The 25632-nt window shown below is 54.6% G+C and carries 22 protein-coding genes; all 22 read left to right on the top strand.

Annotated features, from left to right (window positions below; genetic code table 11):
• Positions 1-372 precede the first annotated feature (372 nt).
• A complete protein-coding gene (lrhA, locus tag EAH77_RS02975) occupies positions 373-1317 on the top strand; it encodes a transcriptional regulator LrhA (RefSeq protein WP_140470295.1) in 945 nt (314 codons plus the stop codon).
• A gap of 721 nt (positions 1318-2038) precedes the next feature.
• Entirely contained in the window at positions 2039-2476 is a 438-nt protein-coding gene (locus EAH77_RS02970) for an NADH-quinone oxidoreductase subunit A (RefSeq protein WP_140470294.1), read from the top strand.
• 19 nt (positions 2477-2495) lie between these two features.
• A complete protein-coding gene (locus EAH77_RS02965) occupies positions 2496-3170 on the top strand; it encodes a NuoB/complex I 20 kDa subunit family protein (protein ID WP_140470293.1) in 675 nt (224 codons plus the stop codon).
• Between the two features lie 81 nt (positions 3171-3251).
• Positions 3252-5051 (top strand): NADH-quinone oxidoreductase subunit C/D, encoded by a 1800-nt coding sequence (nuoC, locus tag EAH77_RS02960; RefSeq protein ID WP_140470292.1) that lies wholly within the window; start codon positions 3252-3254, stop codon positions 5049-5051.
• Positions 5052-5053: 2 nt separating this feature from the next.
• Positions 5054-5590 (top strand): NADH-quinone oxidoreductase subunit NuoE, encoded by a 537-nt coding sequence (gene nuoE / locus EAH77_RS02955; protein ID WP_140470291.1) that lies wholly within the window; start codon positions 5054-5056, stop codon positions 5588-5590.
• Positions 5587-6957: an NADH-quinone oxidoreductase subunit NuoF gene (gene nuoF / locus EAH77_RS02950; RefSeq protein ID WP_140470290.1), complete on the top strand. Its 1371-nt coding sequence runs from the start codon at positions 5587-5589 to the stop codon at positions 6955-6957. Before nuoE ends, nuoF begins: the two co-directional genes overlap by 4 nt.
• Before the next feature lie 157 nt (positions 6958-7114).
• Complete coding sequence (nuoG, locus tag EAH77_RS02945) at positions 7115-9841, top strand: NADH-quinone oxidoreductase subunit NuoG (protein ID WP_140470289.1); 2727 nt, start codon at positions 7115-7117, stop codon at positions 9839-9841.
• On the top strand, positions 9838-10812 hold the full coding sequence (nuoH, locus tag EAH77_RS02940; protein WP_140470288.1) for an NADH-quinone oxidoreductase subunit NuoH: 975 nt from the start codon (positions 9838-9840) through the stop codon (positions 10810-10812). Before nuoG ends, nuoH begins: the two co-directional genes overlap by 4 nt.
• 17 nt (positions 10813-10829) lie before the next feature.
• The gene (gene nuoI / locus EAH77_RS02935) at positions 10830-11372 is read left to right on the top strand and encodes an NADH-quinone oxidoreductase subunit NuoI (protein ID WP_140470287.1); all 543 of its coding nucleotides are present in this window, start codon (positions 10830-10832) and stop codon (positions 11370-11372) included.
• Between the two features lie 12 nt (positions 11373-11384).
• Positions 11385-11942 carry an NADH-quinone oxidoreductase subunit J gene (gene nuoJ, locus EAH77_RS02930; RefSeq protein WP_140470286.1) on the top strand — a complete coding sequence of 186 codons (558 nt, stop codon included), beginning with the start codon at positions 11385-11387 and terminating at the stop codon, positions 11940-11942.
• Complete coding sequence (nuoK, locus tag EAH77_RS02925; RefSeq protein ID WP_004936014.1) at positions 11939-12241, top strand: NADH-quinone oxidoreductase subunit NuoK; 303 nt, start codon at positions 11939-11941, stop codon at positions 12239-12241. The genes nuoJ and nuoK overlap by 4 nt, the downstream gene beginning before the upstream one ends.
• On the top strand, positions 12238-14085 hold the full coding sequence (nuoL, locus tag EAH77_RS02920; protein ID WP_140470285.1) for an NADH-quinone oxidoreductase subunit L: 1848 nt from the start codon (positions 12238-12240) through the stop codon (positions 14083-14085). Before nuoK ends, nuoL begins: the two co-directional genes overlap by 4 nt.
• Before the next feature lie 24 nt (positions 14086-14109).
• Positions 14110-15639 carry an NADH-quinone oxidoreductase subunit M gene (gene nuoM, locus EAH77_RS02915; protein WP_140470284.1) on the top strand — a complete coding sequence of 510 codons (1530 nt, stop codon included), beginning with the start codon at positions 14110-14112 and terminating at the stop codon, positions 15637-15639.
• Between the two features lie 6 nt (positions 15640-15645).
• Positions 15646-17106, top strand: coding sequence for an NADH-quinone oxidoreductase subunit NuoN (gene nuoN, locus EAH77_RS02910; RefSeq protein WP_140470283.1), 1461 nt, complete (start codon positions 15646-15648; stop codon positions 17104-17106).
• A 208-nt stretch (positions 17107-17314) separates the two neighbouring features.
• Positions 17315-17842: a DUF1097 domain-containing protein gene (locus tag EAH77_RS02905; RefSeq protein WP_140470282.1), complete on the top strand. Its 528-nt coding sequence runs from the start codon at positions 17315-17317 to the stop codon at positions 17840-17842.
• A 101-nt stretch (positions 17843-17943) separates the two neighbouring features.
• Positions 17944-18252: a stress response protein ElaB gene (gene elaB, locus EAH77_RS02900; RefSeq protein ID WP_140470281.1), complete on the top strand. Its 309-nt coding sequence runs from the start codon at positions 17944-17946 to the stop codon at positions 18250-18252.
• 235 nt (positions 18253-18487) lie between these two features.
• The gene (menF, locus tag EAH77_RS02895) at positions 18488-19861 is read left to right on the top strand and encodes an isochorismate synthase MenF (RefSeq protein WP_140470280.1); all 1374 of its coding nucleotides are present in this window, start codon (positions 18488-18490) and stop codon (positions 19859-19861) included.
• A gap of 22 nt (positions 19862-19883) precedes the next feature.
• Positions 19884-21569 carry a 2-succinyl-5-enolpyruvyl-6-hydroxy-3-cyclohexene-1-carboxylic-acid synthase gene (gene menD / locus EAH77_RS02890; protein WP_140470279.1) on the top strand — a complete coding sequence of 562 codons (1686 nt, stop codon included), beginning with the start codon at positions 19884-19886 and terminating at the stop codon, positions 21567-21569.
• Positions 21566-22363: a 2-succinyl-6-hydroxy-2,4-cyclohexadiene-1-carboxylate synthase gene (menH, locus tag EAH77_RS02885; RefSeq protein WP_140470278.1), complete on the top strand. Its 798-nt coding sequence runs from the start codon at positions 21566-21568 to the stop codon at positions 22361-22363. The genes menD and menH overlap by 4 nt, the downstream gene beginning before the upstream one ends.
• Complete coding sequence (gene menB, locus EAH77_RS02880; protein WP_140470277.1) at positions 22350-23207, top strand: 1,4-dihydroxy-2-naphthoyl-CoA synthase; 858 nt, start codon at positions 22350-22352, stop codon at positions 23205-23207. Before menH ends, menB begins: the two co-directional genes overlap by 14 nt.
• Positions 23207-24205, top strand: a complete 999-nt coding sequence (menC, locus tag EAH77_RS02875) for an o-succinylbenzoate synthase (RefSeq protein WP_140470276.1) — start codon at positions 23207-23209, stop codon at positions 24203-24205. Before menB ends, menC begins: the two co-directional genes overlap by 1 nt.
• Positions 24193-25569, top strand: coding sequence for an o-succinylbenzoate--CoA ligase (gene menE, locus EAH77_RS02870; protein WP_140470275.1), 1377 nt, complete (start codon positions 24193-24195; stop codon positions 25567-25569). The genes menC and menE overlap by 13 nt, the downstream gene beginning before the upstream one ends.
• Positions 25570-25632 lie beyond the last annotated feature (63 nt).

Genomic DNA, 25632 nt, shown 5'->3' with positions numbered 1-25632 from the left:
TATTTCAGGTAATTAATGTTATTAATCAATAAATCTTATATTTAGTAGCCGTTGTGCAGCAGCGACTAGGCTGAGAGGCCTGTTAGCAGGGGGTCACTCGGCAGGGGGCAATGGCATTTCACTAATGACCAAAAAGTCTAAAATCAGTTGCTCTAATCATTTTTATTTATTTGGGATGTGGCAATATTTAGGGCTCAAGAACATAACGAGGGAAAATTCCCCATAAATTTGAATCATATTGCAGAAATATTTCTCATTTCTACTTATCAAATGAGTGAGTGTCTGCCATATCTGGTATTCTGCATTTTGCGGGGGATTTTGCCGCATTAATCAGGGTAGCTTGTTATTAGATTTTAAAAGTGAAGAAAAACTATGACAAATGCAAATCGTCCAATCCTCAATCTTGACCTAGATCTGCTGAGGACCTTTGTTGCAGTCGCTGATTTAAATACGTTTGCTGCAGCGGCAGCTGCGGTATGTCGTACACAATCAGCGGTCAGCCAGCAAATGCAGCGTCTCGAACAACTGGTAGGGAAAGAGCTGTTTGCCAGACATGGACGTAATAAATTATTGACTGAGCACGGTATCCAACTGTTGGGATACGCGCGAAAAATACTGCGTTTTAACGATGAAGCCTGCACGTCCCTTATGTATAGCAATGTGCAGGGCGGAATTGTCATCGGGGCTTCTGACGACACCGCAGACACGATCCTGCCGTTCCTTCTCAGCCGCGTGACGTCTGTGTACCCTAAACTTTCTATTGATGTCAGGGTAAAGCGCAGCCCGTTTATGCTTTCAATGTTGGAAAGTGAGGAAGTGGATCTGGCCATTACCACCATGACCACGACCGATCATCCGCATATCGTGTTACGGACTTCTCCAACATTGTGGTACTGCTCGGCTGATTTTTCCTATCCTTCGGGTGACAGCGTGCCATTAGTTTTGCTCGATGAGCCCAGCCCTTACCGGTCTATGGCAATCGATTACCTTAACCAAGCAGGCATCCCTTGGCGCATTGCATACGTTGCGTCGACGCTATCTGCTATCCGCGCTGCCGTAAGGGCCGGACTGGGCGTGACTGCTCGACCGATTGAGATGATGAGTCCTGAACTGCGGGTGTTGGGCGAACAGGATGGTTTACCCCGCCTGCCTGATACGCAATATGTTTTGTATAAGAACGCGCATTGTGAAAATGAATTGGCCATGGCAATTTTTAACGCCGTAGAGCAGGGCAACGACCCGTATTCATTGAACTCATATGCTCAGCGTCCTGCGGTTGATGACCAACAGGTCAACGCTGCAAAACCCAAAGCATAAGCTCATTTTCTGAGTCCACTTTACCCCCAGCCTTCGGTAAGTTTGAGGACGGGGGGTAAAGGCTTATCCCTCCTAATAAGTAGTAAAAGTAATGAAAACGAAGCTTTGATATTCTTTGGTAATTATAAGCTCTATTTATTACTATTAAACTCCGCTATTCTCCCTTGAAAGTCGCCATTGCTGTTGAGCATTGCATGCTTAAGGAAAAGTGATACAACAGATTTTTTTGTCATTTTTTGGCGTTGCTTATTTGGTTCCAGAATGCGTATTCAGTTTTGGTTTTCAAAAAAAGTTGTTAAATCGCTGTGTTTTTTAGCGCCAAAGTTGCCTAAAACGTGTGCTGGATCAAAAAAATAACCTTGTTTTTAACGTGGAAGAACCGTTTATTCCTCAGACAATGTTATTGTTTAACCCGAAGCATTAATCCCGAGAACATGCCCTTGTTCTGTCAGACAATTTAACTGACACGATTTAGCACATCGTGGCCGCATGTTATGTTAATAAAATGATGCGCATGTAAATTAATGTGGAGATACTTTTGTCTAAGTTGACAAAAGGTTATAGAAAGGGGTAAAAAGCCCACAGTAAATCACTGGCTTAAACCGTTTATAAGCCGTGAAACGGTGTGGTTATTAATCCTTCCCTTGAATCGATGTGGTGCGCAAGCTGCCGTCAAAGAGCAGATGCTATAGCGCCGCTTTTGATGAGTAAGTATAAGAGTATGTCAACAGCCACTGAAGTTATCGCTCAACACTGGGCGTTCGCGGTATTTCTGATCGTCGCAATGGGTCTTTGTTGCCTGATGTTACTGGGCGCAGCGTTCCTTGGCGGGAGAGCCAGAGCGCGATACAAAAACACACCTTTTGAGTCTGGTATCGCATCTGTGGGTACCGCCCGCATGCGTCTTTCCGCCAAATTCTATCTGGTTGCGATGTTCTTCGTTATTTTCGACGTTGAAGCCCTGTATCTCTATGCATGGTCAACCTCTATCCGTGAAAGCGGGTGGACCGGGTTCGTTGAAGCCACCATTTTCATTTTAGTCCTGTTAGCCGGTCTGTTTTATCTGGTGCGTATTGGCGCACTGGACTGGACACCAACACGTTCGAAAGGACCTGTTAAGCCGAGCCCAGTGATTAACACCAACAGTCATCCGCAGTAAGTAATAGCGAGGCATTAAGATGGACTATACGCTCACCCGCATAGACCCGGACGGTGAGAACGACCGGTACCCCCTGCAAAAACAAGAGATCGTTGGCGATCCTCTTCAGGAGCAGGTTAAACGCAGCGTCTTTATGGGGAACCTCGAAGAGGCGATGCATGGGATGGTGAATTGGGGTCGCAAAAACTCTCTTTGGCCTTACAACTTCGGCCTTTCCTGCTGCTACGTTGAAATGGTGACGTCATTCACTGCGGTGCATGACGTTGCGCGTTTTGGGGCAGAAGTTCTGCGTGCTTCGCCGCGTCAGGCTGATTTCATGGTCGTTGCTGGCACCTGCTTCACCAAAATGGCCCCGGTCATTCAGCGTCTGTATGATCAGATGCTTGAGCCGAAATGGGTGATCTCCATGGGGGCTTGTGCAAATTCAGGTGGCATGTACGACATCTATTCCGTAGTGCAAGGTGTGGATAAATTCCTGCCGGTCGACGTGTATATCCCAGGCTGCCCGCCGCGTCCTGAAGCTTACATGCAGGCCCTGTTACTGCTGCAAGAGTCCATCGGAAAAGAGCGCCGCCCGCTGTCGTGGGTCGTTGGTGATCAGGGCGTTTACCGCGCGAATATGCAATCTGAGAAAGAGCGTAAACGTGCAGAGCGTATCGCCGTGACGAATCTGAAGTCTCCTGACGAGATTTAACACTGCGGTCTGAGAGTCAACCCTGAGGGTGACGGATCCCCCCTTACGGCATAAATGACCATTTAGTGTGGTGAAAATAAAATGACAGATTTGACGACGCAAGACACCGCTCAGCCAGCATGGCAGACCCGCGATCATCTTGATGATCCGGTCATCGGCGAATTGCGCAACCGTTTTGGGCCTGAGGCCTTTACTGTTCAAGCGACCCGTACCGGAATACCCGTGGTATGGTTTAAGCGCGAACAGATACTTGAAGCGATCACCTTTCTACGCAAACAGCCAAAACCTTATGTCATGCTGTTTGACCTGCATGGCATGGATGAGCGTTTACGTACCCACCGCGACGGTTTACCGGCCGCGGATTTTTCCGTTTTCTACCACCTGCTTTCTGTTGAGCGTAACCGCGACATCATGCTCAAAGTCGCGCTGGCGGAAAACGACCTGCATCTCCCAACGATCACCAAGGTGTTCCCGAACGCCAACTGGTATGAGCGTGAAACCTGGGAAATGTTTGGTATCACCTTCGATGGCCACCCGCACCTGACGCGCATCATGATGCCGCAGACCTGGGAAGGGCACCCGCTACGTAAGGACTATCCTGCGCGCGCGACCGAATTCGATCCTTTCGAGTTGACCAAGCAGAAAGAAGATCTGGAGATGGAGTCGCTGACTTTCAAGCCTGAAGACTGGGGCATGAAGCGCGGTACCAAAAACGAGGACTTCATGTTCCTCAACCTCGGTCCAAACCACCCGTCTGCGCACGGTGCTTTTCGTATCATCCTGCAGCTTGATGGCGAAGAGATTGTCGACTGCGTACCGGATGTTGGTTATCACCACCGTGGTGCGGAAAAAATGGGCGAGCGTCAGTCATGGCACAGCTACATTCCGTACACTGACCGTATCGAATACCTTGGCGGTTGCGTTAACGAAATGCCTTACGTGCTGGCGGTTGAAAAACTGGCCGGGATCACCGTAGGTGACCGCGTTAACACCATCCGCGTGATGTTGTCCGAACTGTTTCGCATCAACAGCCACCTGCTTTACATCAGTACGTTCATTCAGGACGTCGGTGCGATGACTCCCGTGTTTTTCGCCTTTACCGACCGTCAGAAAATCTACGATCTGGTTGAAGCGATCACCGGTTTCCGTATGCACCCGGCCTGGTTCCGTATCGGTGGCGTGGCTCACGACTTGCCGAAAGGCTGGGAACGTCTGCTGCGTGAATTCCTGGACTGGATGCCAGCCCGTTTAGACTCCTACGTCAAAGCTGCGCTGAAAAACACCATTCTGATTGGCCGTTCCAAAGGTGTTGCAGCCTACAACGCGGATGACGCGCTGGCATGGGGCACCACCGGCGCTGGCCTGCGCGCAACGGGTATCCCGTTTGACGTGCGCAAATGGCGCCCGTATTCAGGTTACGAAAACTTCGATTTTGAAGTGCCGGTCGGTGATGGCGTCAGTGACTGTTACTCCCGCGTGATGTTGAAAGTGGAAGAGTTGCGTCAGAGCCTGCGTATCCTGGAACAGTGTTATGCAAACATGCCGGAAGGCCCGTTCAAAGCCGATCACCCGCTGACAACGCCGCCACCGAAAGAGCGCACGCTGCAACACATCGAAACCCTGATCACGCACTTCCTGCAAGTGTCGTGGGGACCGGTTATGCCTGCGCAAGAATCTTTCCAGATGGTTGAAGCCACCAAAGGGATCAACAGCTACTACCTGACGAGTGACGGCAGCACCATGAGCTACCGTACCCGTATTCGTACGCCAAGTTATCCGCATTTGCAGCAAATCCCATCAGTTATCCGTGGCAGCCTGGTTTCGGACTTAATTGTCTACCTGGGCAGTATCGATTTCGTAATGTCAGATGTGGACCGCTAACGATGACAAATTCCATCAACAATTCAGAGCTTCAGTTCATCAACGTTTCAGAGCCAAACGTGCAACCCGCGTTTGAACTCAATGACGCTGAGCGCGAAGCCATTGAGCATGAAAAACATCACTACGAAGATTCGCGTGCGGTGTCTATCGAAGCACTGAAAATCGTGCAAAAACACCGAGGCTGGGTTCCTGATGGCGCAATTTATGCCATTGCTGATATCCTGAGTATTCCGGCAAGTGATGTGGAAGGCGTGGCGACATTTTACAGCCAGATCTTCCGCCAGCCGGTTGGCCGCCATGTGATCCGTTACTGTGACAGCGTGGTGTGCCACATCACCGGTTATCAGGGCATCCAGGCCGCTCTCGAGCAGCAATTGAACATCAAACCGGGCGAAACGACCGAAGATGGGCGATTTACCCTGCTGCCAACTTGCTGTCTGGGCAACTGTGATAAAGGTCCATCGATGATGATCGACGAGGACACACACAGTCGTTTGCAGCCTGAGAAAATCAGTGAATTATTGGAGCGTTACTTATGACATTCCAGGGATTTACACCAAAACAGATCGACCGCACGCCGGAAATGCATCCGCTGACCTGGCGTATGCGTGAAGATGAACAACCGGTTTTCCTCGACGAATACCGTAGCAAAAATGGCTACGTCGGTGCAGAGAAAGCACTGAAAGGTATGGCGCAGGATGACGTGGTGTCTTTAGTCAAAGACGCTGGCCTGAAAGGGCGCGGCGGCGCAGGTTTCTCCACGGGTTTGAAGTGGAGCCTGATGCCGAAAGACGAAAGCATGAATATCCGCTATCTGCTGTGTAACGCCGATGAGATGGAGCCGGGTACCTATAAAGACCGTTTGCTGATGGAGCAAATGCCACACCTGCTGGTGGAAGGCATGTTGATCGCAGCATTCGCGCTGAAAGCCTACCGTGGTTACATCTTCCTGCGCGGTGAGTACATCGAAGCGGCTGTGAACTTGCGCAAAGCTATTGAAGAAGCCAAAGCGGCTGGACTGTTGGGTAAAAATATCCTCGGCACCGGTTTTGACTTCGAGCTGGTGGTGCATACCGGTGCCGGGCGTTACATCTGCGGTGAAGAAACTGCACTGATCAACTCCCTGGAAGGTCGCCGCGCTAACCCGCGCTCCAAGCCCCCTTTCCCGGCATCATCCGGCGTGTGGGGTAAACCGACCTGTGTGAACAACGTCGAAACCTTGTGCAACGTACCAGCCATCATTGAGTACGGCGTCGAGTGGTACAAAAGCATTTCCGCAGGCAAAAGTAATGATGCCGGTACCAAAATGATGGGCTTCTCGGGTCGGGTGAAAAACCCGGGCGTTTGGGAGCTACCCTTTGGTATCACTGCACGTGAAATCCTGGAAGATTATGCCGGTGGCATGCGTGATGGCCTGAAATTCAAAGCCTGGCAACCGGGCGGAGCAGGGACCGACTTCCTGACGGCCGATCACCTTGATCTGCCCATGGATTTCGAAAGCATCGGTAAAGCCGGTAGCCGTATGGGTACTGGTCTGGCAATGGCTGTCGACCATGAAATCGGTATGGTGTCGCTGGTCCGCAATCTGGAAGAGTTCTTCTCTCGCGAGTCCTGCGGCTGGTGTACGCCATGTCGTGATGGTCTGCCGTGGAGTGTGAAGATCCTGCGCGCACTGGAACGTGGTGAAGGCCAGCCGGGGGATATCGAAACCCTTGAGCAGCTTTGCCGTCAATTGGGTCCGGGCAAAACCTTCTGCGCACACGCGCCGGGTGCCGTGGAGCCATTGCAGAGTGCGATTAAATATTTCCGGGAAGAGTTTGAAGCGGGCATCGCCAAACAGCATTACAGCAATGCGCGGGCAATTGGCGGCATTCAGCCAAACAATCTGCTCAAACAGCGTTGGTAGCAGATTAAGTAGACAGAGTGGCAACAGACAGTGGACGGTGAGCCCACTGCGTGCGAAGCCTTAAAAAGGACGCGCTGCCAAGATGATAATCGCCAACCCGGCAAGAATTTTTGATTAACGCCTGCTGTAAAGTGGGCCACGTGGAAGCATGCTGACTATGGCTACGATTCATGTAGACGGCAAAGAATACGATGTAAATGGAGCGGACAACCTCTTGCAGGCTTGCCTCTCTCTTGGCCTCGATATTCCTTATTTTTGCTGGCATCCGGCGCTGGGAAGCGTCGGCGCTTGCCGCCAATGTGCGGTTAAGCAATACCAAAACGCGGAAGACACGCGCGGTCGTTTGGTGATGTCCTGTATGACACCGGCGTCTGATGGAACCTTTATTTCCATCAATGACGGCGAAGCCAAAGAGTTCCGTGAAAGTGTGGTCGAGTGGTTGATGACTAACCATCCGCACGACTGTCCAGTGTGTGAAGAGGGCGGCAACTGCCACCTGCAGGATATGACGGTCATGACCAGTCATAGCATGCGTCGCTACCGCTTCACCAAACGCACCCATAACAACCAGGATCTCGGCCCGTTCATTTCTCACGAAATGAACCGCTGCATCGCCTGTTACCGCTGTGTCCGCTACTACAAGGATTATGCGGACGGTACCGATCTGGGTGTGTATGGCGCGCACGACAACGTCTACTTCGGTCGCCCGGAAGATGGCCCGCTGGAAAGCGAGTTCTCCGGTAACCTGGTAGAAGTCTGTCCAACCGGCGTGTTCACCGACAAAACGCACTCCGAACGCTACAACCGTAAATGGGACATGCAGTTTGCGCCAAGCATCTGCCAGCAGTGTTCCGTTGGCTGTAACACCAGCCCGGGTGAGCGTTATGGCGAACTGCGCCGTATCGAAAACCGCTACAACGGCACCGTGAACCACTACTTCTTGTGTGACCGTGGCCGTTTCGGCTATGGCTACGTCAATGCGAAAGATCGTCCGAAGAAACCACAGCAGTTGCGTGGCAACGACTGGATCGAACTGAACGCTGAACAGGCAATGCAGGGCGCGGCAGATATTCTGCGTCAGGCACAGAAAACCATCGGTATCGGTTCACCGCGCGCCAGTCTCGAAAGCAACTTTGCATTGCGTGATCTGGTCGGTGCTGACAACTTCTATACCGGCATCAACGCTGCCGAACAGGGCCGCCTTGAGCTGATGCTCAACGTTCTGCGCAACAGCGGCGTGCATACGCCAGCGCTGCGTGAAATCGAGGAGTATGACGCCGTACTGATTCTGGGCGAAGATCTGACCCAGACCGGTGCGCGTATTGCGCTGTCTGTACGTCAGGCTGTGAAAGGCAAGGCCCGCGCGATGGCTGCGGCCCAGCGCGTTGCTGACTGGCAGATTGCTGCAATCCAGAACATTGGTCAGCACTCGAAGCATCCGCTGTTTATGACCAACGTCGATAACACCCGCCTCGATGATATCGCTGCCTACAATTACCGTGCGCCGGTGGATGATCAGGCCCGTTTCGGCTTCGCCATCGCTCATGCGCTGGATAATTCAGCCCCGGCGGTCACCGATTTGGCGGCCGGTCTCGACAAAAAAATCGACGTGATCGTGCAGGCCTTAACGGATGCACGTAAACCGTTGATCATTACCGGCAGCAATGCGGGCAGTGACGCAATCATCGCGGCAGCCGCTAACGTGGCGAAAGCGCTGAAAGCCCGCGGTAGTGACGTCGGAATTACCTTTGTCGCTTCAGCGGCCAACAGCATCGGATTGTCGATGATTGGTGGCGGTACGCTGGACGCGGCACTGGAACTGCTGGCCAACGGCGGCGCGGATAGTGCCATCGTGATGGAAAATGATCTTTACCGTCATGCGCCAGAAGCTACAGTCGATGCCGCTCTTGCAAAAGTACAAAATCTGCTGGTTGTTGACCATCAGCGTACCCGCATTATGGATAAGGCCAGCCTGATCCTACCTGCGGCAAGCTTTGCTGAAAGTGACGGTACGCTGGTGAACCAGGAAGGCCGCGCCCAGCGCTTCTTCCAGGTTTATGACCCGGCGTATTACGACACCACCGTCGCGATGCTGGAAAGCTGGCGCTGGATGCATTCGCTGCACTCCACGCTTAACAGCCGCCACGTTGACTGGACTCAGCTTGATCACGTGATTGAAGCCTGTGTTGAAGCACTGCCACAGCTGAAAGGCATGGTAGAAGCTGCTCCTAACGCCAGCTTCCGTATTCGCGGTCAGAAACTGGCCCGTTCTCCGCACCGTTCGAGTGGACGTACCGCCATGCGCGCCAACATCAGCGTGCATGAACCGCGTCAACCGCAAGATAAAGACACCATGTTTGCCTTCTCAATGGAAGGGAACAACAACCCGTTAGCCGAACGTAACCAGGTGCCGTTTGCCTGGGCGCCGGGCTGGAACTCACCACAAGCCTGGAACAAATTCCAGAGCGAAGTGGGGGGCAGCCTGCGTCACGGTGATCCGGGTGTGCGCATGATCGAAGCAGGCGAAGGGACGCTGGATTACTTCTCCGACATTCCTGCGGCCTTCATCGCTTCGACTACCGAATGGCGTGTTGCTCCGTACTATCATCTGTTCGGCAGCGAAGAGATGAGCCAACGTGCGAGCGTGATTCAGCAGCGTATGCCACAACCTTACGTGATGGTTAACCCAGCGGATGCCGCGCAGTTAGGCGTCAATGCCGGTTCGCAAGTGGAATTCACTTGTGGCGGCCAGACACTGAGCTTGCCGGTACGCCTGAGTGACACCTTGAGTCAGGGACAGGTTGGTTTGCCACTGGGCTTGCCGGGAATTCCTCCGGTTCTGGTTGGCGCAACGGTTGAAAATCTGCGGGAGGCAGTGCGATGAGCTGGTTTACACCTGAAGTGATCGCGACGCTTATCGCCGTGCTCAAAGCCATAGTGATCTTGTTAGTGGTCGTGACCTGTGGTGCGTTCATGAGTTTCGGTGAACGCCGCCTGTTGGCCCTGTTCCAGAACCGTTACGGACCAAACCGTGTCGGCTGGGGCGGCTCGCTGCAGCTGGTTGCTGACATGATCAAGATGTTCTTTAAAGAAGACTGGGTACCGAAGTTCACCGACCGCGCGATTTTCACCCTCGCGCCGATGATCGCTTTCAGCTCCATGCTGATTGCTTTCGCCATCGTGCCGGTTACGCCGACCTGGTTTGCAGCTGATCTCAACATCGGTATTCTGTTCTTCCTGATGATGGCTGGCCTCACCGTTTATGCGGTGCTGTTCGCTGGTTGGTCAAGTAACAACAAATACTCCCTGTTAGGCGCGATGCGTGCATCTGCCCAAACTCTGAGCTACGAAGTGTTCCTTGGCCTGTCACTGATGGGCGTGGTGGCGCAAGCCGGTTCGTTCAACATGCAAGATATCGTCAATTCTCAAGCGCACATGTGGAATATCATTCCACAGTTCTTTGGCTTCTTGACCTTTGCGATAGCGGGCGTAGCGGTGTGTCACCGTCATCCGTTTGACCAACCGGAAGCCGAGCAGGAACTGGCCGACGGTTACCACATTGAATACTCCGGTATGAAATTTGGTCTGTTCTTCGTGGGCGAATACATCGGTATCGTTACCGTCTCTTCACTGATTGTCACCTTGTTCTTCGGTGGCTGGCAGGGTCCGTTCCTGCCGCCGTTTATCTGGTTTGCGCTGAAAACCGCGTTCTTCATGGTGATGTTTATTTTGATCCGTGCTGCTCTGCCGCGTCCGCGCTACGACCAGGTGATGTCATTCGGCTGGAAAGTTTGCCTGCCGCTGACCTTGCTTAATCTGTTGGCGACCGCTGCGGTCATCTTGTACAACGCGTAATAAGGGGTGATTTAACCATGACATTGAAAGACATAGTTGTCGGGTTCGGCACCCAGGTTCGTAGCTTGTGGATGATAGGCCTGCACGCCTTCGCCAAGCGCGAAACCCAGATGTACCCGGAAGAAAAAGTTAACGTACCTGCCCGTTACCGTGGCCGTATTGTGCTGACGCGCGACCCCGACGGTGAAGAGCGTTGCGTAGCCTGTAACCTGTGTGCGGTAGCGTGCCCGGTCGGCTGCATCTCACTGCAAAAAGCGGAACATAAAGACGGTCGTTGGTATCCAGAGTTTTTCCGTATCAACTTTTCGCGCTGTATTTTCTGCGGTCTGTGTGAAGAAGCCTGCCCGACTACGGCTATTCAGTTGACGCCGGACTTCGAACTCGGTGAGTTCAAACGTCAGGATCTGGTGTACGAAAAAGAAGATCTGCTGATCTCGGGTCCGGGTAAATATCCGGAATATAACTTCTACCGGATGGCCGGTATGGCAGTTGACGGCAAGTCGAAAGGCGAAGCCGAAAACGAAGCCAAACCGATCAACGTCAAAGGTCTGTTGCCTTAAGGAGCCGCAAGCATGGAATTTGCATTTTATATTGCAGCCGTGGTGGCCGTGTTGGCGACATTGCGTGTTATCACGCACACCAACCCTGTTCACGCATTGCTGTATCTGATCGTCTCGCTTCTGGCGATCGCTGCAGTGTTCTTCTCGCTCGGTGCGTATTTCGCTGGTGCGCTGGAGATCATCGTTTATGCCGGTGCCATTATGGTGCTGTTTGTGTTCGTGGTGATGATGCTGAACCTTGGCAACGTCGAGGAACAGGAACGTGTCTGGCTGAAACCTTCTACCTGGATCGGGCCTTCGATTTTGGCGGTGGTGCTGTTGGGCGTGATGATCACCTCAATTCTTGGTCTGCATGATCAAAGCATCAAAGGCACGATGGTCGACGCGAAAGCGGTGGGTATCGCGTTGTTTGGTCCTTACGTTCTGGCGGTTGAGCTGGCATCGATGTTGCTGCTGGCCGGTTTAGTGGTGGCCTTCCATATTGGCCGTGAACACAAAGCGGGTGAAGTGTTTGGTGATGCACCTGCCACGACTGAAATGGCGAAAAGAAAAACGGAGGAGAGAGCATGATCCCTCTACAGCATGGCCTGATCTTGGCCGCAATCTTGTTTGTTTTGGGGCTGACCGGGCTGCTTGTTCGCCGTAACCTGCTATTTATGCTGATCAGTCTGGAAGTGATGATCAACGCAGCAGCGCTGGCGTTCATCGTGGCCGGAAGCTATTGGGGTCAGGCAGATGGTCAGGTGATGTATATACTGGCAATCAGTCTGGCAGCGGCCGAGGCCAGTATTGGTCTGGCGTTGTTGTTGCAACTCTATCGCCGTCGCCACACCCTGAATATCGACACTGTCAGTGAGATGCGCGGATGAACCTATTATATTTAACAATTCTGTTTCCGCTGATTGGCTTTATTTTATTGGCCTTCTCTCGCGGTCGTTGGTCTGAAAATACTTCCGCTACCGTTGGCGTGGGTTCAATTGGTTTGGCTGCGCTGACAGCAATTTATGTCGGCTTCGATTTCATGACCCAGCGTGCTGCTGGCGTTGAAATCTTCAACCAGAACCTGTGGAACTGGATGCAGGTCGGCGACTTCAACATCGCCGCTACGTTAACCCTCGACGGCTTGTCGATGACCATGCTGTCTGTGGTCACTGGCGTCGGTTTCTTCATCCACATGTTCGCTTCCTGGTACATGCGCGGTGAAGAAGGGTATTCGCGCTTCTTCGCATACACTAACCTGTTTATCGCCAGCATGGTGATTCTGGTACTGGCAGACAACCTGTTGCTGATGTACCTCGGTTGGGAAGGTGTGGGTCTGTGCAGTTACCTGTTGATCGGTTTCTACTACACGCATCCGGCTAACGGTTCGGCAGCGATGAAAGCGTTCATCGTGACCCGCGTCGGTGACGTATTCCTGGCCTTCGCGTTGTTCATTTTGTACCGTGAACTGGGTACGCTGAACATCCGTGAACTGATGGTGCTGGCACCTCAGAAACTGGCCGTTGGCGATACCGCTATCACCTGGGCAACATTAATGTTACTCGGTGGGGCAGTGGGTAAATCCGCGCAGCTTCCGTTGCAGACCTGGCTGGCAGACGCCATGGCTGGTCCGACACCGGTTTCCGCACTGATCCACGCTGCGACCATGGTGACTGCCGGTGTTTACCTGATTGCACGTACGCATGGCCTGTTCCTGATGGCACCTGACGTTCTGCATCTGGTGGGCATAATCGGTGCGGTGACGCTGGTACTGGCAGGTTTTGCTGCCCTGGTGCAGACCGACATCAAACGCGTCCTTGCTTACTCGACCATGAGCCAGATTGGTTACATGTTCCTGGCGCTTGGCGTTCAGGCTTGGGATGCAGCAATCTTCCATCTGATGACCCACGCGTTCTTTAAAGCGCTGCTGTTCCTGTCCTCTGGCTCGGTGATCCTTGCCTGCCATCACGAACAGAACATCTTCAAGATGGGCGGCCTGCGTAAATCGATTCCACTGGTGTATGTCTGCTTCCTGGTCGGTGGTGCTGCGCTGTCAGCTCTGCCAATCATTACCGCAGGTTTCTTCAGTAAGGACGAGATCCTCGCTGGCGCACTGGCAAACGGCCATCTCAATCTGATGATTGCTGGTCTGCTTGGTGCGTTCATGACCTCCCTGTATACCTTCCGCATGATCTTCATCGTGTTCCATGGCGAAGAAAAAATTAAAGCCCATGCGGGTAAAGGCATCACTCACCATCTGCCACTGCTGGTTCTGCTGGTACTGTCGACCTTTATCGGTGCGATGATTGTGCCACCGTTGAAAGGCGTCTTGCCGGACACCACTGAACTGGCGCATGGCAGCATACTGACCCTGGAAATTACCTCGGGCATTGTGGCGATTGTCGGCATTTTGCTGGCCGCTGCGCTGTACCTGGGTAAACGCTCACTGGTCAACAGCATCGCGAAAAGCGCCATTGGCCGCTTCTTCACGGTGTGGTGGTTCCATGCATGGGGCTTTGACTGGTTGTACGACATGATTTTCGTCAAGCCATATTTGGCCATCGCTAAGCTACTACAACGCGATCCGCTGAACACCATGATGTATCTGCCCGCTGTGCTTTCCCGTCTGGGGAACCGTGGGCTGACGTTGAGTGCAAATGGGCAGACACGCTGGTATGTCGCGTCAATGGGTTTGGGAGCAGTGGTTGTTTTGGCACTGTTGCTGGTTATTTAGAAAAAAATAGGGACACAAAACGCCATGCTATTACCTTGGCTAATATTTATCCCCTTTATCGGCGGGCTGCTGTGCTGGCAGACTGAGCGCTTCGGGACCAAAGTACCGCGCTGGATAGCTCTGATTGCGATGGGGCTGACCTTGGCACTTTCCCTGCAACTGTGGTTGCAGGGAGGTTACTCATTAATGCATCCGGCGGGTATTCCGCAATGGCAGTCTGAATTTTCAGTGCCGTGGATCCCTCGTTTTGGTATCAGCTTCCATTTGGCTCTGGACGGTTTGTCCCTGCTGATGGTGGTGTTGACCGGCTTGCTCGGCGTACTGGCTATCCTCTGCTCGTGGCGTGAGATCCAGAAGTATCAGGGGTTCTTCCACCTGAACTTGCTGTGGATCCTCGGCGGCGTGATCGGCGTGTTCCTCGCCATCGACATGTTCCTGTTCTTCTTCTTCTGGGAAATGATGTTGGTGCCGATGTACTTCCTGATCGCACTGTGGGGACACAAAGCATCAGACGGTAAAACCCGTATCAGCGCCGCAACCAAATTCTTCATTTATACCCAGTCCAGCGGGTTAGTGATGTTGATTGCGATTCTGGGCCTGGTGTTTGTGCACTACAACGCGACCGGCGCGTGGACCTTCAACTACGAAGATCTGCTGAAGACGCCAATGTCCCACAACGTTGAATACCTGCTGATGCTGGGCTTCTTCATCGCCTTCGCGGTGAAAATGCCGGTCGTGCCGTTGCATGGCTGGTTGCCGGATGCGCACAGTCAGGCACCGACCGCAGGTTCCGTTGACTTAGCGGGTATCTTGCTCAAAACCGCGGCCTACGGCATGCTGCGCTTCATGTTGCCATTCTTCCCGAATGCGTCGCATGAGTTCGCGCCTATTGCTATGTGGCTCGGGGTGATTGGTATCTTCTATGGCGCGTGGATGGCGTTCTCTCAGACGGATATCAAACGTCTGATTGCCTACACCTCGGTTTCGCACATGGGCTTTGTTCTGATTGCCATCTTTACCGGCAGCCAGCTGGCGTACCAGGGCGCAGTGATCCAGATGATTGCACACGGTCTGTCCGCAGCCGGTATGTTCATCATCTGCGGCCAGTTGTACGAGCGTCTGCATACCCGTGATATGCGTCTGATGGGCGGACTGTGGGGGCGGATAAAATACCTGCCTGCACTGTCGCTGTTCTTCGCGGTTGCGACTTTAGGTATGCCGGGCACCGGTAACTTCGTCGGTGAATTCATGATCCTGTTTGGCAGCTTCCCGGTTGTGCCGGTTATCACTGTCATCTCGACCTTTGGTCTGGTGTTTGCTTCGGTTTACTCGCTGGTGATGATGCAACGCGCTTACTACGGTAAAGCGAAGTCTGACGAGCCATTACCGGGCATGAGCACACGTGAACTGTCGATCATTCTGTTACTGGTGGTATTGCTGGTGGCGCTGGGTGTTTACCCGCAGCCGGTCCTCGATACGTCGAGCGCAGCGATGAGCAACGTGCAGCACTGGTTCGGATCATCAGTTTCCACTATTTCAACGACAAGGCCGTAACTCGCCATGACATTTACACTTCAAAATCTGATCGCACTGTTACCGCTGATGATCGTCGGATTGACAGTGGTGGTGGTGATGCTGTCCATTGCGTGGCGACGCGACCATTTTCTTAATGCCACACTGACCGTTATCGGTCTTAACGTTGCCCTGCTTTCCCTGTACTACGTAGGGCAGGTCGGGCCTCAGGACGTCACGCCGCTATTACGTATTGACGGTTACTCAATGTTCTACATTGGGTTAGTGCTGCTGGCGAGCCTCGCTACCAGCACGTTCGCTTACGCCTGGCTGGCCGGTTACCCGGACAATCGCGAAGAGTTTTACCTGCTGGTGCTGATTGCGGCCATGGGTGGCATTCTGCTGGCGTGTTCTAACCATCTGGCCTCCATGTTCCTCGGGATCGAACTGATTTCGTTGCCACTGTTTGGTCTGATTGGTTATGCCTACCGTCAGAAGCGTTCGCTGGAAGCCAGTATCAAGTACATGCTGCTGTCTGCCGCTGCGTCATCTTTCCTGCTGTTTGGTATGGCCCTGTTGTACGCACAGTCAGGTAACCTGAGCTTCGTCGCACTGGGCAGAAATCTGGCCGATGGCGTGATGTTGCATCAGCCGCTGCTGCTGGCGGGTCTGGGTATGATGATTGTTGGCCTGGGCTTCAAGCTGTCACTGGTGCCTTTCCACCTGTGGACGCCGGACGTCTATCAGGGCGCACCTGCACCGGTATCAACTTTCCTGGCTACCGCCAGCAAGATTGCTATCTTCGCCGTGGTGATGCGTCTGTTCCTGTACGCACCGGTGGCGGACAGCGAAGCGATCCGCACCGTGCTGGGCATTATCGCCTTCTGCTCGATTCTGGTCGGTAACCTGATGGCTATCAGTCAGAGCAACATTAAGCGTCTGTTGGGTTATTCGTCTATAGCGCACCTTGGTTATCTGCTGGTGGCACTGATTGCGGTGCAAACCCATCAGCTGTCGATGGAGACCGTGGGTGTGTATCTGGCCGGTTACCTGTTCAGCAGTCTTGGTGCATTCGGTGTAGTCAGCCTGATGTCCAGCCCGTACAAAGGCCCGGATGCCGAATCCCTGTTCTCCTACCGTGGTCTGTTCTGGCATAAGCCGATTCTGTCTGCGGTAATGACTGTGATGATGCTGTCACTGGCCGGTATCCCGATGACGCTTGGCTTTATCGGTAAGTTCTACGTGATTGCGACCGGTGTCACCGCGCATCTGTGGTGGCTGACCGGTGCTGTAGTCGTCGGTTCTGCGATTGGTCTTTACTACTACCTGCGCGTGACGGTGAGCCTGTTCCTCAGCGCGCCGGAAACGCTGGTGCGTGATACCCCGAACAACTGGGCGTTGACTGCCGGTGGTGTGGTGGTGCTGATCTCCGCGATTCTGGTATTGGCTCTGGGTATCTACCCGCAACCGCTCATTACCCTGGTTCAGATGGCGCAGCCGCTGCTATAAGGCCGGGCTCTGAATATCCCAAAGCCGCTCCTGTGAGCGGCTTTTTTACGCCTGTTTTTTGCACAACAAAACATATTTATGTGATATAAGTCACATTTATATGTACGTTCATAGATAAATTACATCGATATTGTGATCTCTCCCATTCCATTCTTTCTGCCAATGCGTACACTGCGCGCTTGTCCAAATTCCTATAGGTTCACACATCATGAATGTATTGGTGATGATCGCCATTACTACCGGCATTCTTTCCGGCATTTGGGGCTGGGTGGCTATCAGCCTTGGCCTGATAAGTTGGGCGGGGTTTCTTGGCTGCACGGCTTATTTTGCCTGCCCGAAAGGGGGATTGCGTGGGCTGGTTATCAGCACGCTGACCTGCCTGAGCGGTGTGTTCTGGGCCGAAGTGATCATTGCAGGCAGCAGCCTGCGCCCTGAATGGACCATTGTGGGTTATATGCTCACCGGTTTTGTGGCATTTTTGATGTGTCTTCAGGCATGGCAGCAGTGGCTGGCTTTTGTGCCAGGGACTTTCATCGGTGCCTGCGCGACCTTCGCCGCACAAGGGGACTGGCGTCAGGTTGTGTTATCACTGCTGGTCGGTTTGTTATTTGGCTACGCGATGAAAAACAGTGGCCTGTGGCTGGCCGAGCGGCGTGAAAAACAGCGGCGTGCGGCGCTGCCAAAAACGCCTCAGGATGCGTCATTCTCCCCGGTACAGCGGTCGGAAGGTTCTTAAAAGCGCAATGGCAGCGTATCTCTCCGTTTTTGGCACTGCACGCAGAGCAAATTTGCGCTAGGGTTAATGGGTATGTGATAACCACAAATAAGGAGATATCTATGTCTAACCAATTTGAACCACAGCAAACCTCGCTGGACGATGATTTAAGAATGCTTTCTGAAACACTGGAAGAAGTCCTGAAGTCTTCCGGTGATAAAGCGGACCAGAAGTACATCGACATTAAGAGCCGGGCAGAGCAGGCGCTGGAAGAAGTGAAATCACGCCTTAATGGCACAGCAAACTCCTACTGCGCCAAAGCGCGACAGGTTGCCGAACAGACTGACAGCTACGTGCGCGATAACCCATGGCACGGCGTCGGTGCGGGTGCCGCCTTAGGTTTAGTCATTGGTCTTCTGTTGCGTCGCTAAGCCTTCATGACAGAGGCAGCTAAGACTGTCTCTGTTTCGTTTTCCCCCTCAATGACTCCTGCGAAGTACGATCTACCCCTTCATATCCACCGCCTCTGGCTACGGTTTGATCTGCCGCATATTATCAATCTGCGTAACGCCGCATAATTCTCCCGTATTTGATTTACCCCGTTTTTTGATCCAGATGGGCATTCCTGCCCGTCATCAAATCCATCGGATGCAGCCTGAGGTTACGGTGAAACAAATTTCGGCAATTCTTGACCAGTTGGATACGGCCCTGTCGGGGGATTTCCCTGACGCAGCGGGTCTGCGGCAGTTTAGTTATGCGCTGGCTGACCAACCGGAAAGTGGCATGCTGGAATGGTTGAACGCGCAAAGCTGTTATCCCAAATTCTACTGGCAACAGCGTGATGAAAATGAAGAGGCGGCCCTGTGTGGCGACGCCTGTAGCTTCGGTCACTTGTCTGCCGCGCAGGTTTTTTTGCAACAGCATCCGCAGCTGCCTGAATTACGTATCTGGGGGCTGAACGCCTTTCATGGGGCCGACGTCTGTGCGTCAGATGCCAATTCACTCTTTCTGCCGCGTATTGAAATCAGCCGCCACGAGGGGCTGTGCATTTTGCGCTGTAACCTCTACAGTGCGCACTCTTTGCGTGATGAGGCCCCAACAATGCGGGCTTTCCTGCGTTCGCTGGTTAACCGCCGCCGTCTGCCCGCGCTGGCATCCCGTGTCTTACAACATCAGCATCTGCCAGCCCTGCCAGAGTGGCAATCCATGATCCACACCGCACTGGCCTGCATTGAGCTGCGCCAGTTCGACAAAGTGGTGCTGGCACGCAAAACCACCTTGACCCTCAGCCAGCCGCTGAATGCCGTGGCATTTCTCGCGGCCAGCCGCGCCGTGAATCATCACTGTTATCACTTTATGATGGCCTTTTCGGCACAGCAGGCGTTTCTCGGCTCCAGCCCGGAGCGCCTGTTCCTGCGTGAACAGAATGAACTTTTTACTGAGGCGCTGGCCGGTACGGTTGCGGGTGCCGCGGATAACCACCTGGCCCATGAACTGGGGCAGTGGCTGCTGAAAGATGCTAAAAACCAGCGCGAAAACATGCTGGTGGTTGACGATATCTGCCAGCGTTTACAGGGCAGCGCACATTCACTGGATGTCATGCCCGCTGAGATTCTGCGTCTGCGGAAAGTGCAGCATTTGCGTCGTAGCATTCGCGCCGTGCTCACCTGTGCCGATGACGCCACCTGTCTGCAACGGTTGCAACCCACTGCAGCCGTCGCGGGGCTACCGCGCCAGGCTGCGCGGGAATTTATTGCGCAGCACGAGCCTTTTGACCGTCAGTGGTATGCCGGGTCTGCCGGGTATATTAGTCTTGCTCGCAGTGAATTCACCGTGGCATTACGTTCTGCGGCGGTGACCGGTAATTTACTGGATTTATTCGCCGGAGCGGGCATTGTAGCCGGCTCTGACGCTGCACAGGAATGGCAGGAGATTGAGAACAAAGCCGCCGGGTTGCGCACCCTGCTGGAAGAGAACGTTCAGTCCGTTGAAAGCGTTCTGTCAGACGAAAATTATGCGCGTGCCGTCCGGGCCGGTTAAGCCCGTTTTGCCGGAGTCACTCATGTCATTGACGCTTTCTACCGCCATTTTTAATCGCCGCTGGGCGACGCTCATTCTGGAAGCGCTGAGCCGTCATCAGGTACAGCACGTCTGTATTGCGCCAGGCTCGCGTTCGACCTCTCTCACGCTGGCGGCGGCGGCCAACCCGCGTCTGATTTGCCATACGCACTTTGACGAAAGGGGATTAGGGCATCTGGCTCTGGGGCTGGCGAAAGCCAGCGGTCAGCCGGTGGCGGTGATTGTGACGTCAGGCACCGCGGTGGCGAACCTCTATCCGGCCATTATTGAAGCCGGACTGACCGGCGAGCGTCTGATCATGCTCACTGCCGATCGCCCGCCAGAGCTGATTGACTGCGGGGCTAATCAAGCCATCCGCCAGCCAGAAATGTTCGCCAGTCATGCGCAGCAAGCCCTTAACCTGCCGCGCCCGACGCCAGACATCAGCGCCCGCTGGCTGGTCTCCGCGATTGATAACGGCATTTCAGCGCTGAGTCATGGCGCGCTGCATATCAACTGTCCCTTTGCTGAGCCGCTGTATGGCGAGCAGGGGGATGACTATCTCGACTGGTCCCAAAGCCTGGGCGACTGGTGGCAGGGTACTCAGCCATGGCTGCGCTCTTGCGCACCGCAACCGCACCTCACCCAGCCTGACTGGTCACACTGGCGGCAAAAGCGCGGGGTGATTATCGCCGGAAGAATGAGTGCGCAGGCTGGGTTGCAACTGGCACAGTGGGCAAAAACCCTCGGCTGGCCGCTGCTGAGCGATGTGCAATCACACACCGATAATCCGCTGCCCTGCGCCGATTTATGGCTGGCGAACCCGCAGGCACACAGCGTGCTGGCGAAAGCGCAATTGGTGGTCCAACTGGGTTCCAGCCTGACGGGCAAACGCTTACTGCAATGGCAGGCTAACTGCCAGCCAGAAGAGTACTGGCTGGTGGATCCGCTGCCGGGGCGTCTTGACCCGGCGCAGCATCGTGGCCGGCGTTTACAGATGCCGATCAGTGACTGGCTGACACTGCACCCGGCGCAGCCTCAGGTCCACTGGGCCTCGGCGCTGGAAACGCTCTCTCTGCAGGTGAGCGAGCGGGTTCAGCGTCGGCTTGACGATCATTTCGGCGAAGCCTCACTGGCCCGGCAATTACCTGCGCTGCTGCCACAACAGGGTCAGTTGTTCCTTGGTAACAGTCTGGTGGTCCGGCTGGTGGACGCTTTGGCGCAACTGCCTGCCGGGTATCCGGTGTTTGCCAATCGGGGTGCCAGCGGCATCGACGGTTTAATTTCAACCGCAGCCGGGGTGCAGCGCGCGACCGGGAAACCGACGCTGGTGCTGATCGGCGACCTCTCAGCACTGTACGATCTCAATGCGTTGGCGCTGATGCGTCAAAGTTCAGCCCCGACGGTTATCATCGTTGTGAACAATAATGGCGGGCAGATTTTCTCGCTGTTACCGACCCCACAGGCGGAGCGAGAACGTTTCTACTGCATGCCGCAGAATGTTGAATTCAGCCACGCGGCAGCCATGTTCGGGCTGAGTTATGCCTGTCCAAACAATTTTGCGGCGCTGAGCGAAGCGGTGAATCACTGCTGGCAGCACGGTGGCGTGAAACTCATTGAACTGAAAGTCAGCCCCACCGACGGTGCTGACATATTGCGTGAACTGGTGACGCAGGCGGGAGACTTATGACCCTGTCATGCCAACGCGTGAATGGCCACATCACCGGGAAACCCTGGCTGGTCTTCCTGCACGGTCTGCTCGGCAGTAGCGAAGACTGGCAATCACTGATGCCCTGGCTATCTGACTGGCCTTGTCTGTTGATTGATCTGCCTGGCCATGGTGCTTCAACCAACGTGACTGCCGCCGGTTTTGCCGATGTCAGCCAATTAATAAGCTCAACGTTGCAACAGATGGAGATTCACGATCACTGGCTGATCGGCTACTCCCTTGGTGGGCGCATCAGTCTTTATCACGCCACCCACGGCGATATCCGGGGGCTGCGTGGCGTGATGGTGGAAGGGGCTCATCCGGGGTTCAAAAGCCTGCGTGATCGCCAGCAACGCCGTCATCATGATCATCTGTGGGCCACGCGGTTCTTGCATCAAACCTGGCAGCAGGCGTTACAACTTTGGTACCGCCAGCCGGTGTTTAGCGATCTTACCGACGAGCAGCGCCAGCAACTGGTGGCCCTGCGGCTCAATAATAATCCGGCTACACTGGCAGCCATGCTCGGCGCTACCTCGCTGGCAGTACAGCCTGATCTGCGCGAACGTATTTCACGTTTGCCGCTGCCGGTCGTCTGGCTGTGTGGCAGCCTTGATTCTAAGTTTATCACTCTTGCGCAGCAGGCGAATTTCCCGCTGCGACTCATCGCCAATGCCGGGCATAACGCCCATCGTGCCAATCCGGCGGATTTTGCCCGCCAGGCGCTGGCCCTGATTACTTCACCTGTCTTAAAGGAAGTAGAACATGATCTATCCTGATGAAAAACAATTGTATGCACCGGTCGAATGGCTGGACTTTAGCGGTGAATACGAAGATATCCGCTATCACAAATCCGTGGATGGTATCGCCAAGATCACCATTAACCGTCCGCAGGTACGCAACGCCTTCCGCCCGCTGACCGTAAAAGAGATGATCCGCGCGATGGACGACGCACGCCATGACGATAATATCGGTGTGATTGTCCTGACCGGCGAAGGCGACAAAGCTTTCTGCGCGGGTGGCGATCAGAAAGTGCGTGGCGACTACGGTGGCTATCAGGATGCCAGCGGGGTGCATCACCTCAACGTACTCGACTTCCAGCGTCAAATCCGTACCTGTCCGAAACCGGTGGTGGCGATGGTGGCGGGTTATTCCATCGGTGGCGGCCATGTGTTGCATATGATGTGTGACCTGACCATTGCGGCCGATAACGCTATTTTTGGCCAGACCGGCCCGAAAGTCGGTTCGTTCGATGGCGGCTGGGGGGCTTCTTACATGGCCCGCATCGTCGGTCAGAAAAAAGCCCGCGAAATTTGGTTCTTGTGCCGTCAGTACGACGCGGCCGCTGCGCTGGATATGGGACTGGTGAACACCGTGGTTCCGCTGGCGGATCTGGAAAAAGAGACCGTGCGCTGGTGCCGTGAAATGCTGGAAAACAGCCCGATGGCGCTGCGTTGTCTGAAAGCGGCACTCAATGCCGACTGCGACGGACAGGCAGGCTTGCAGGAACTGGCGGGTAACGCCACCATGCTGTTCTATATGACTGAAGAAGGTCAGGAAGGCCGCAACGCGTTTAACGAAAAACGCCAGCCGGACTTCAGCAAATTCAAGCGTAATCCGTAATGCGCCGCGCCTCGGTGTACCGGTACAGCCTGCCAATGGAGGCAGGCGTAGTGTTGCGAAATCAGCGGCTGAAATCCCGCGACGGGCTGCTGGTGCAGCTATGGCAGGATGATAAAACCGGCTGGGGTGAAATAGCCCCCTTGCCGGGCTTCAGCCTGGAAAGCCTCGATCAAGCACAACAGGCGGCGCAACATGCGCTGGCGCAGTGGTTGCAGGGGGCGTCACTCAGTGCGGTAGCTTCGGCATTCGGCGCGTTGCCATCGGTGGCTTTTGGTTTAAGTATGGCCGATGCTGAACTGCGTGAGCAGTTGCCCACAGAGGCCAATACCCGCAGCGCGCCGCTGTGCCATGGTGATCCTGACGAGCTGTATACCCGTCTTGGCGCATTGCCCGGCGACGTTGAGGGGCAGAAAGTGGCGAAGGTCAAAGTGGGGTTGTATGAAGCCGTCGGTGATGGTCTGAACGTTACGATGTTGCTGGAAGCCTTGCCTGATTTGCATCTGCGCCTGGATGCCAACCGCAGTTGGACACCCGCTAAAGCCGCAGCCTTTGCCCGCTACGTGGCCCCGGCCCTGCGTTCGCGTATCGTCTTTATTGAAGAACCCTGTAACACGCGCGAGCAGTCGCGAGAATTTGCCCTCGCTACCGGGATTGCTATTGCCTGGGATGAAAGCGTGCGTGAAAAAGGTTTTGAGGTCCATGCTGAACCGGGGCTGGCAGCCATCATCATCAAACCGACCTTAACCGGTAGCCTGACTCGCTGCCGCGAGCTGATTGCCCAGGCGCACCGCGCCGGACTGGCGGCAGTGATAAGCTCCAGTATTGAATCAAGTCTGGGGCTGAATCAGTTGGCGCGCATGGCTGCATGGCTGACACCGGATGCCGTGCCAGGGCTGGACACGCTGGACTTGATGCAGTCGCAACTGGTCCGCCGCTGGCCTGATTCGCCGCTGCCGCTTATAACAGAAGAACAACTGGAGCCGATATGGCAGGCATGAACAACTGGCCCTGGCGTGTATGGGCCGAACGGACGCCGTTTGCTGTCGCGCTGAAGTCACGCGGCACCGCATGGTGCTGGCGCGATTTATTACAGCGCATAGATTCACTGGCGGCGGGGTTTATTCAGCAGGGCGTCAGTGAAGGCGCTGGCGTTGTGTTGCGCAGTAAAAACAGCCCCGACGCGTTGCTGGCCTATTTGGCGTTGTTACAAACCGGTGCCCGCTTATTGCCGCTCAATCCGCAGTTGCCCGCTTCGCTGTGCGCAGAACTGCTGCCGTCGCTGGATATCCGCTTTATTCTCGATCTCAGTGATTCGCCACCTGAACTGGCCCCGTATGCGCTTGAGCTACGCCATGCCGGTTCTGGCACCACGACTGCCGCGTGGCATCCTGAGCGCCTGGCGACGCTGACGCTCACCTCAGGTTCCAGCGGATTGCCGAAAGCTGCCGCACACAGTGCACAGGCGCATCTCGCCAGTGCGGCGGGCGTACTCGGGTTACTTCCATTTTCTCCGGGCGACAGCTGGTTGCTTTCTCTGCCGTTGTTCCATGTTTCAGGACAGGGGATTATCTGGCGCTGGCTGAGTGCGGGTGCCACGCTGCGGGTACTGGCTGACGGTGAATCACTCGACGCCGCGTTGGACAATTGCAGCCATGCCTCGCTGGTGCCGACGCAGCTCTGGCGTTTGCTACAGCAACCACAACGGCCAGAAAAATTGCAGGATGTCCTGCTCGGCGGTGCGCATATTCCTCAGGAACTTACCGAACAGGCTGAGCGCGCGGGGATCCGCTGCTGGTGTGGCTATGGCATGACAGAAACCGCTTCGACCGTGACGGCTAAACGTGCCGATGGTTCACGGGGGGTCGGCCATGCTCTCGCCGGTAAAGAAGTGATGCTGCAAAATGACGAAGTGCTGATCCGCACCCCAAGTCTGGCTGCCGGTTACTGGAAGTCCGGGGCGTTGACGCCATTAACCGATGCTGAGGGCTGGTTTCACACCCGCGACCGTGGTGAGTGGCAGGGCGATGAACTGCATATCGCCGGAAGACTGGATAATCTGTTTTTTAGCGCCGGAGAGGGGATTCAACCCGAAGACATCGAGCGGGTGTTACAGTCGCATCCGCAGGTAGATCGCGCCTTCGTACTGCCCGTGAAGGATGACGAATTTGGTCAGCGGCCGGTAGCGCTGGTGGACGCCCATCCAGGGGCAACCTTTGAGCATTTAGCTGAGTGGCTGCAGGACAAACTGGCGCGGTTCCAACTGCCGGTGCGTTACTACGCTTTGCCGCAGGAGGTCGCGCAGGGGGGGATTAAGATTTCCCGCCAGCAACTGAAACTGTGGCTGGAAAAACAACCAGTCTGACAATGCATCAATTTTAAAAAAGGGCCGCGCTGGTTAGACAGTGCGGCCCTTTTCACTTGAATG

It is taken from the genome of Ewingella americana (assembly GCF_006438725.1).
GTDB lineage: Bacteria > Pseudomonadota > Gammaproteobacteria > Enterobacterales > Enterobacteriaceae > Ewingella > Ewingella americana_A.
The sequence above is the reverse complement of the archived record's forward strand: the minus strand, read 5'-3'. Positions and strand labels throughout refer to the sequence as shown.

What these genes read in the sequence shown, in the direction of transcription:
- nuoN (WP_140470283.1), top strand. Translation starts at nt 15,646, where the DNA reads ATGACATTTACACTTCAAAATCTGATCGCACTGTTACCGCTGATGATC.
- menD (WP_140470279.1), top strand. Translation starts at nt 19,884, where the DNA reads ATGTCATTGACGCTTTCTACCGCCATTTTTAATCGCCGCTGGGCGACG.
- nuoG (WP_140470289.1), top strand. Translation starts at nt 7,115, where the DNA reads ATGGCTACGATTCATGTAGACGGCAAAGAATACGATGTAAATGGAGCG.
- nuoI (WP_140470287.1), top strand. Translation starts at nt 10,830, where the DNA reads ATGACATTGAAAGACATAGTTGTCGGGTTCGGCACCCAGGTTCGTAGC.
- elaB (WP_140470281.1), top strand. Translation starts at nt 17,944, where the DNA reads ATGTCTAACCAATTTGAACCACAGCAAACCTCGCTGGACGATGATTTA.
- nuoK (WP_004936014.1), top strand. Translation starts at nt 11,939, where the DNA reads ATGATCCCTCTACAGCATGGCCTGATCTTGGCCGCAATCTTGTTTGTT.
- menH (WP_140470278.1), top strand. Translation starts at nt 21,566, where the DNA reads ATGACCCTGTCATGCCAACGCGTGAATGGCCACATCACCGGGAAACCC.
- lrhA (WP_140470295.1), top strand. Translation starts at nt 373, where the DNA reads ATGACAAATGCAAATCGTCCAATCCTCAATCTTGACCTAGATCTGCTG.
- EAH77_RS02905 (WP_140470282.1), top strand. Translation starts at nt 17,315, where the DNA reads ATGAATGTATTGGTGATGATCGCCATTACTACCGGCATTCTTTCCGGC.
- EAH77_RS02970 (WP_140470294.1), top strand. Translation starts at nt 2,039, where the DNA reads ATGTCAACAGCCACTGAAGTTATCGCTCAACACTGGGCGTTCGCGGTA.
- EAH77_RS02965 (WP_140470293.1), top strand. Translation starts at nt 2,496, where the DNA reads ATGGACTATACGCTCACCCGCATAGACCCGGACGGTGAGAACGACCGG.
- menB (WP_140470277.1), top strand. Translation starts at nt 22,350, where the DNA reads ATGATCTATCCTGATGAAAAACAATTGTATGCACCGGTCGAATGGCTG.
- nuoJ (WP_140470286.1), top strand. Translation starts at nt 11,385, where the DNA reads ATGGAATTTGCATTTTATATTGCAGCCGTGGTGGCCGTGTTGGCGACA.
- nuoE (WP_140470291.1), top strand. Translation starts at nt 5,054, where the DNA reads ATGACAAATTCCATCAACAATTCAGAGCTTCAGTTCATCAACGTTTCA.
- menC (WP_140470276.1), top strand. Translation starts at nt 23,207, where the DNA reads ATGCGCCGCGCCTCGGTGTACCGGTACAGCCTGCCAATGGAGGCAGGC.
- menE (WP_140470275.1), top strand. Translation starts at nt 24,193, where the DNA reads ATGGCAGGCATGAACAACTGGCCCTGGCGTGTATGGGCCGAACGGACG.
- nuoM (WP_140470284.1), top strand. Translation starts at nt 14,110, where the DNA reads ATGCTATTACCTTGGCTAATATTTATCCCCTTTATCGGCGGGCTGCTG.
- nuoL (WP_140470285.1), top strand. Translation starts at nt 12,238, where the DNA reads ATGAACCTATTATATTTAACAATTCTGTTTCCGCTGATTGGCTTTATT.
- nuoF (WP_140470290.1), top strand. Translation starts at nt 5,587, where the DNA reads ATGACATTCCAGGGATTTACACCAAAACAGATCGACCGCACGCCGGAA.
- nuoH (WP_140470288.1), top strand. Translation starts at nt 9,838, where the DNA reads ATGAGCTGGTTTACACCTGAAGTGATCGCGACGCTTATCGCCGTGCTC.
- nuoC (WP_140470292.1), top strand. Translation starts at nt 3,252, where the DNA reads ATGACAGATTTGACGACGCAAGACACCGCTCAGCCAGCATGGCAGACC.